Below are 7,151 nucleotides of genomic sequence, written 5' to 3'. Positions count from 1 at the left end.
TAAGCAAGGCGCGCAAGCTGGGGATAGAGGTTGTATTGGTGGCTTGAATTGATATTGCAGTGAGGCAGTAGTGATGAATTTTAAACTCAATAAAATCAATAACTTATTTTATGTTTGATGAGAGTGAGCGCCAGCTCGCGAATGCTATGGGGCGCTGAAAATTCACGACTGCTAACGCAGCTGGTCGCGGTGGTCCGGCATTCCGGTAAAACGCGCTCTTACAGTCTTGAATACGTATGCAGGTTTCTCTTCTTTACTGCCGCTCGTCACCGGGCGCTCGTCTACAGTGCCAAGTCGTTCACATCCCGGCCTGTTCGCGACAGGTTTCGCCGGTCTCTGCGCCTCCTGCGGGCTAAGCTAACTGCTTGTTTTATCTGGCTTGGCACCCGGCCACTAAAAAAAATCAAAAAAAACCTCAAGCAACGTGCCATGCCGACGATAACTATTACGAAGGTTCTCTAGGCACACCCGGCGCTTGCAGGGGCCGGAAGCCACAGCAAACAATCCACGAGGAATTCATCATGGCTTTAACAGTAAACACCAACGTTGCCTCCCTGAACGTTCAGAAGAACCTGACCCGTGCTTCCGATGCTCTGTCGACCTCCATGACCCGTCTGTCCTCGGGCTTGAAAATCAACAGCGCCAAAGACGACGCCGCCGGCCTGCAGATCGCTACCCGCATCAACTCGCAGATCCGTGGTCAGACCATGGCCATCAAGAACGCCAACGACGGTATCTCGATCGCGCAGACCGCTGAAGGCGCGCTGCAAGAGTCGACCAACATTCTGCAACGTATGCGTGAACTGGCTGTTCAGTCTCGCAACGACAGCAACAGTGCTGAAGACCGTGTTGCTCTGAACAAAGAATTCAGCCAGATGAGCCTTGAGCTGACCCGTATCGCTCAAAGCACCAACCTGAACGGCAAGAACCTGGTGGACGGCTCTGCCAGCACCATGACTTTCCAGGTTGGCTCCAACGCTGGCGGTGAAAACCAGATCACCCTCAGCCTGAGCCAGAGCTTCACCGCCAGTGCGCTGGGTGTTGGTTCGGCCATTAACATTCTGGGTTCTGATAGCGCTGCTGCTGAATCGGCTTTCTCGGCCGCCATCGCCGCTATCGACTCGGCACTGCAGGTCGTCAACTCGAACCGTGCGGACCTCGGTGCTGCGCAAAACCGTCTGACCAGCACCATCTCCAACCTGCAGAACATCAACGAAAACGCCACCGCTGCACTGGGTCGCGTACAAGACACCGACTTCGCAGCTGAAACTGCCCAGTTGACCAAGCAGCAGACTCTGCAACAGGCGTCGACTTCGGTTCTGGCCCAGGCCAACCAGCTGCCGTCCTCTGTACTGAAACTGCTCCAGTAATTTCGGCATGAACTTTAGCGGGAGGGTGCGGGTGCGTACTCTCTCGCTTTTTTACTTTCAGAGGTGACAAAACATGGATATGGGCATCAGGCTGAATGTGTCTTATCCGGTCGCCAAACCGGTAAGCGACTCTGTCGGCGTCGATAAGAGTGCAGCGATCGATACGACCAAACCTGTGCGTGTCGTCGATGCATCGGCCAAAAGCGAGAGCAATAACAGCAGCTCTGAGCGAAAGGACGATGAGCAAGTCAAGGCGGCGGCTGCAGAGATTCAGGACTTCTTTCAATCGGTCAAGCGCAATCTTGAGTTTTCGGTGGATGATCGTTCTGGCAAAGTAGTGGTCAAAGTCATTGCGAGTGACTCGGGTGAGGTGATTCGACAGATTCCCAACGAGGAAGTGTTGAAGCTGGCCGAAAGTCTGAGTGATGCAAGCAGTCTGTTGTTCAGCGCGAAAGCCTGATCGCAGACATCCCCGTGTTGCTGGTTTTCATGTGCTCCACAAGAGCCGTAAGGCCGGCAGCATTCAAGCAAGGAGAGACATGATGGCGAGTCCAATCTCAACGTCGACCGGTGTAGGTTCGGGTCTGAATATTACCGAAATCGTGACTGCCCTGGTCGATGCCGATAAAGCCGCCAAGCAGAAACAGATCACGACCAACACCAGCAAGAACACGGCGTCCTTGTCGGGCATCAGTCAGCTGAAGTCGGCGCTCGCCACTTTTCAGACCACGCTGACTACGCTTGGTAGTACCACGACCCCGGCCTTTCAGGGGTATGTGGCAAGCTCCTCCAATGAATCGCTGGTCAAGGCAACTGCCAGCAGTACGGCGGTGGGCGGAATTTATTCTCTTGTAGTAAACAAGTTGGCAACCGCGTCCAAAGTGGCGACTGTTGCGCTTGACTCGACCCAGGCGAGTGCTATTCCGAGTGGGGAACTGACCATCACTCAAAATAACACTAGTACGGTCATCAAGATCGACGCCACCTCGACCCTGCAGCAGGTGCGCGACAAGATCAACACCGACATGCAGTTCAAGGGCATCAGCGCCAACATCATCAATGATGCCAATGGTTCGCGGCTGGTGTTCAGTTCGTCGATCACAGGCGCGGGCAGTGATATCAGCGTCAAGGGTGACAGCAGCATTGGTACGTTGCTGGATATCGACGGTACAAAGGCCATGACCGACAGTGGCACGACGGACAATCCGGGGGCGGGCGCGATCAGTGGCCTGGCTCAGGATGCCGAATTCACTGTCGATGGTCTGAAGCTGACCAGCTCCAAGAACAAGGTTGAAAATGCTATCTCTGGTTTGACGCTCAATCTGGTTGCAGCAGATTCGACCAAGACTACAACTATTACGTTAGCCAGCAATACAACGGGCATACAAAGCTCTTTGCAGAGCTTCGTCGACTCCTACAATACGTTAGTCAAGCTGGTCTCTACCTTGACCAAAGGTACGACGGCTACCGATGGAACCTACACGGCGGCTGCGCTGACAGGGGACTCGACACCGCGCAATATTCTTGCGGTGATTCGTTCCCAGATTGCGGCGTCATCCACTACCTCGGGGTTGGGTTCCCTTGCTCAGCTTGGAATCACTACTCAACAGTCTGACGGGACACTCAAGCTTGATACCACCAAGTTCAACACTGCGCTGAGCGACAAGCAGCTGGGGTCGGGTATCCAGGATCTCTTTTCGGCTGATAACGGTCTGGTCAAGCGTATCGAGAAATCGATTGAGCCGTTCACTAAAACCGGCGGCGTTTTGTCAGACAAAGATACCAGTCTCAACAAGGTCAAGACCCGGCTTGCCAACGATCAGGAGGCTCTTGATCGTCGGGTCGCTACGTTGACCGAGACCCTGACCAAGAAATACAACGCCATGGACCTGGCGGTTGCAAAGCTCAAGGCTACTGCTTCCAGCATCACCTCGATCTTCGATGCGATCAACGCGCAGAAAAACGCCTCCTGATCCAGTCTTGCAGGCTGGCAGCAAGAACCCGACCTCGTGTCGGGTTTTTGCATTAATCCTAAAGTTTTTCGGTAGCACGTCGATAGCTTGGGTATCCAGAGTACGGATTTGCCAAGAGGTCCCCCTATGAATCCGATGTTAGCGTTGCGTCAGTACCAAAAAGTCGGCTCCCAGGCGCAGACGTCTGAAGCCAGTCCTCACCGTCTGGTGCAGATGCTGCTCGAAGGCGGTCTTGATCGTATTGCCCAGGCCAAGGGCGCCATGGCGCGCAAGGAGATTGCTCGCAAAGGCATCCTGATCGGCAAGGCTATCGATATCATCGGTGGCCTGCGCGAAGGCCTCGATCTGGAAAACTACGGCAGCGATGCCCTGCGTAACCAGGATAACCTCTACGATTACATGATGAAGCGCCTGGCTGAAGCCAACGCCAAGAACGATGCGGTGATTCTCGATGAAGTCACCGATCTGCTGATCACTGTCAAAGAAGGTTGGGACGCGATCGCCGCTGCCTGATCCTGTTTCTTCAAAAGGAATCTCCCATGAGCGCAGCACAGCGTATCGCAGAAACTCGCGAGGCCTTGGTCGAGGCTTTGGCTGAGCGCGACTGGGAGGCCATCGGCAGGCTCGATCTGGCTTGCCGTGAGTGCATCGAAACCGTCACCACCGAAGCGGCGGCCGATCAGCCTGGCCTGCGCGACAATCTGGAAGAGCTGCTGGGTGTTTACCGGCAGTTGATTGACGTTGCGACCGATGAGCGTCAGGCAATTGTCGACGAGATGTCGCAACTCAATAAAGCCAAGCACGCTTCAAAAGTGTACGATCTCTTCGGCTGAAAATTTCTTGTCGGACAAGATTCACGCCATAAATTTGACTATGTCCGTTTTTTTGACTTAACTAGTGATGTTTTCTGTTGTCTGGCGTCTGATCAGATGTAACGGCTAAGATGCCAAGCTGCCCACGACCGATGGGCGTACACGTTGACTAGGGAAGTTTCGATTGCATGTGGCGTGAAATCAAAATTCTGCTGATCGATGACGACAGCCAGCGTCGCCGCGACCTGGGCGTCATCATGAACTTCCTGGGCGAAGAAAACCTCTCGTGTTCCAGCCAAGACTGGCAGCAGGTGGTTGGCTCTCTGTCATCCACCCGTGAGGTCTTGTGCGTCCTGATTGGCAATGTCAGTGCTGCCGGTAGTCTGCAAGGGCTTCTTAAGACCATCGCGGCATGGGATGAGTTCCTTCCGGTGTTGCTGATGGGCGAAAGTTCTTCTGTCGATCTGCCCGAAGACCTGCGCCGTCGCGTGTTGTCGACCATCGACATGCCGCCCAGCTACAGCAAGCTGCTCGACTCCCTGCACCGTGCCCAGGTCTATCGTGAAATGTACGATCAGGCCCGTGAGCGCGGTCGTCATCGTGAGCCCAATCTGTTCCGCAGCCTGGTGGGCACCAGCCGTGCCATCCAGCATGTGCGGCAGATGATGCAGCAGGTGGCCGACACCGACGCCAGTGTGTTGATTCTTGGTGAGTCGGGTACCGGCAAGGAAGTGGTCGCGCGCAATCTGCATTACCATTCCAAGCGTCGCGACGCGCCGTTCGTGCCGGTCAACTGCGGTGCCATTCCGGCAGAGTTGCTTGAAAGCGAGCTGTTCGGTCATGAAAAGGGCGCTTTTACTGGTGCGATCACCAGCCGTGCCGGGCGTTTCGAGCTGGCCAACGGCGGTACCCTGTTTCTCGACGAAATTGGTGACATGCCGTTGCCGATGCAGGTCAAGCTGCTGCGGGTGCTGCAAGAGCGCACGTTCGAGCGGGTCGGCAGCAACAAGACCCAAAGCATCGATGTGCGCATTATTGCGGCCACGCACAAGAACCTCGAAAAGATGATCGAGATCGGCAGCTTCCGTGAAGACCTCTATTACCGCTTGAATGTATTCCCCATCGAGATGGCGCCGCTGCGTGAGCGGGTCGAAGACATTCCGTTGCTGATGAACGAACTGATTTCGCGCATGGAGCATGAAAAGCGTGGCTCTATCCGCTTCAACTCCGCCGCCATCATGTCGCTGTGCCGTCACGCCTGGCCGGGCAACGTCCGCGAGCTGGCCAACCTGGTCGAGCGCATGGCGATCATGCACCCCTATGGCGTGATCGGCGTGGCCGAGTTGCCGAAAAAATTCCGCTACGTTGAAGATGAAGACGAGCAGTTGGTCGACAGCCTGCGCAGCGATCTGGAAGAGCGTGTGGCCATCAATGCCACCACGCCGAACTTCTCCACCGGCGCCATGCTGCCGCCCGAGGGTCTGGACCTCAAGGATTACCTTGGTGGTCTGGAGCAGGGCCTGATCCAGCAGGCGCTGGACGATGCCAACGGCATCGTGGCGCGCGCCGCTGAGCGTTTGCGAATTCGTCGCACGACGCTGGTAGAAAAAATGCGCAAATACGGCATGAGCCGTCGCGATGGCGATGAGCAGGCGGATGATTGACGCTTTGCCTGTGCTGTAATCCTTGAAAACCTCCGATTCGTCGGAGGTTTTTTTTCGGCACGAGGATTGCTAAGTCTCTTTTCTACACGCCGTTTAATGACGGTTCGCCCAGCGAGAGAGAATTCAATGTCCCAGGCCGTGCAGATTTCCAACGAACTCCCGAGCCCGTCGGCGCCTTCACTGGAGCTGGAAAGCCGTCAGGGGCTTGAGCAGGCCTTCGCGCTGTTCAATCAGATGTCGGCGCAACTGACTGATTCCTACAGTTTGCTGGAGGCACGGGTCAATGAACTCAAGGGTGAGCTGGCCGAGGCGGGGATTCAGCGTATGCAAGAGCTGGCGGAAAACGAGCGTCTGGCCTATCGCTTGCAGAATCTTCTGGACCTGCTGCCCGGCGGAGTGATCGTGATCGATGGTACGGGGGTGGTGCGTGAGGCCAACCCGGCAGCGCTCGATCTGCTGGGCCAGCCTCTGGTCGGCGAGTTATGGCGACAGGTCATCAGCCGCAGCTTTGCGCCGCGCAAGGACGACGGTCACGAGGTGTCGCTCAAGGACGGTCGGCGCGTGTCGATCGCGACCCGCTCGCTGGATGCCGAGCCTGGGCAACTGGTGCTGTTGACTGACCTGACTGAAACCCGTCGTTTGCAGGATCAACTGTCGCGTCACGAGCGACTGTCGTCGCTGGGCCGCATGGTCGCCTCGCTGGCGCATCAGATTCGTACGCCGTTGTCGGCAGCAATGATCTACGCCAGCCATTTGTGCGAGCAGGAGTTGCCGGTGCAGACCCAGCAGCGTTTTGCCGCGCGGCTCAAAGAGCGACTGCATGAGCTGGAGCATCAGGTGCGGGATATGCTGGTCTTCGCTCGTGGCGAATTACCATTGACTGACCGGCTGAGCCCCGAGGCGCTGTTTGAGGTGTTGCAGTCCGCAGCCCAGACCCATGTGCGCGAGGCGTCGGTGCGTTGGCAGTGCGACCGTGTCGACGGTGAAGTGCTGTGCAACCGCGACACGCTGGTAGGCGCGCTGCTCAACCTGATCGAGAATGCAGTGCAGGCCAGTCGTGGCGCGGCACGCCTGAAAATTCACGCTTATCAATACGGCTCGACGCTACGCCTGTGTATCAGTGACAACGGCAGCGGTATCGAGGCGGCGGCACTGGCACGCATTGGCGAGCCGTTCTTTACCACCAAAACCACCGGCACCGGTCTGGGGGCAGCGGTGGTGGTTGCTGTGGCGCGTGCCCACCAGGGCAGTGTGCAGTACCGTTCAAGGGTTGGGCGCGGCACGTGTGCGATCGTCAGCCTGCCGTTGATTCCTTCCTGAGCCCCCGGAGTA

General features: G+C 56.6%; 7 protein-coding genes. All 7 read left to right on the top strand.

The window, feature by feature from the left end; all coding sequences use genetic code 11:
- Positions 1-521 precede the first annotated feature (521 nt).
- The 7 genes from ACYP2A_RS11230 (at position 522) to ACYP2A_RS11200 (ending at position 7,139) form a co-directional block, all read left to right on the top strand.
- Positions 522-1,370 (top strand): flagellin domain-containing protein, encoded by an 849-nt coding sequence (locus ACYP2A_RS11230; RefSeq protein WP_459745063.1) that lies wholly within the window; start codon positions 522-524, stop codon positions 1,368-1,370.
- Positions 1,371-1,443: 73 nt separating this feature from the next.
- Entirely contained in the window at positions 1,444-1,830 is a 387-nt protein-coding gene (locus tag ACYP2A_RS11225) for a flagellar protein FlaG (RefSeq protein ID WP_459745062.1), read from the top strand.
- 82 nt (positions 1,831-1,912) lie between these two features.
- On the top strand, positions 1,913-3,343 hold the full coding sequence (fliD, locus tag ACYP2A_RS11220) for a flagellar filament capping protein FliD (protein WP_459745061.1): 1,431 nt from the start codon (positions 1,913-1,915) through the stop codon (positions 3,341-3,343).
- Between the two features lie 126 nt (positions 3,344-3,469).
- Complete coding sequence (fliS, locus tag ACYP2A_RS11215) at positions 3,470-3,856, top strand: flagellar export chaperone FliS (RefSeq protein WP_459745060.1); 387 nt, start codon at positions 3,470-3,472, stop codon at positions 3,854-3,856.
- Between the two features lie 26 nt (positions 3,857-3,882).
- Positions 3,883-4,176 carry a flagellar protein FliT gene (gene fliT / locus ACYP2A_RS11210; protein ID WP_459745059.1) on the top strand — a complete coding sequence of 98 codons (294 nt, stop codon included), beginning with the start codon at positions 3,883-3,885 and terminating at the stop codon, positions 4,174-4,176.
- 167 nt (positions 4,177-4,343) lie between these two features.
- The gene (gene fleQ, locus ACYP2A_RS11205) at positions 4,344-5,819 is read left to right on the top strand and encodes a transcriptional regulator FleQ (RefSeq protein WP_459745058.1); all 1,476 of its coding nucleotides are present in this window, start codon (positions 4,344-4,346) and stop codon (positions 5,817-5,819) included.
- A 126-nt stretch (positions 5,820-5,945) separates the two neighbouring features.
- Entirely contained in the window at positions 5,946-7,139 is a 1,194-nt protein-coding gene (locus tag ACYP2A_RS11200; protein ID WP_459745057.1) for a sensor histidine kinase, read from the top strand.
- Positions 7,140-7,151: the final 12 nt, after the last annotated feature.

It is taken from the genome of Pseudomonas sp. 3A(2025) (assembly GCF_054589175.1).
The sequence above is the reverse complement of the archived record's forward strand: the minus strand, read 5'-3'. Positions and strand labels throughout refer to the sequence as shown.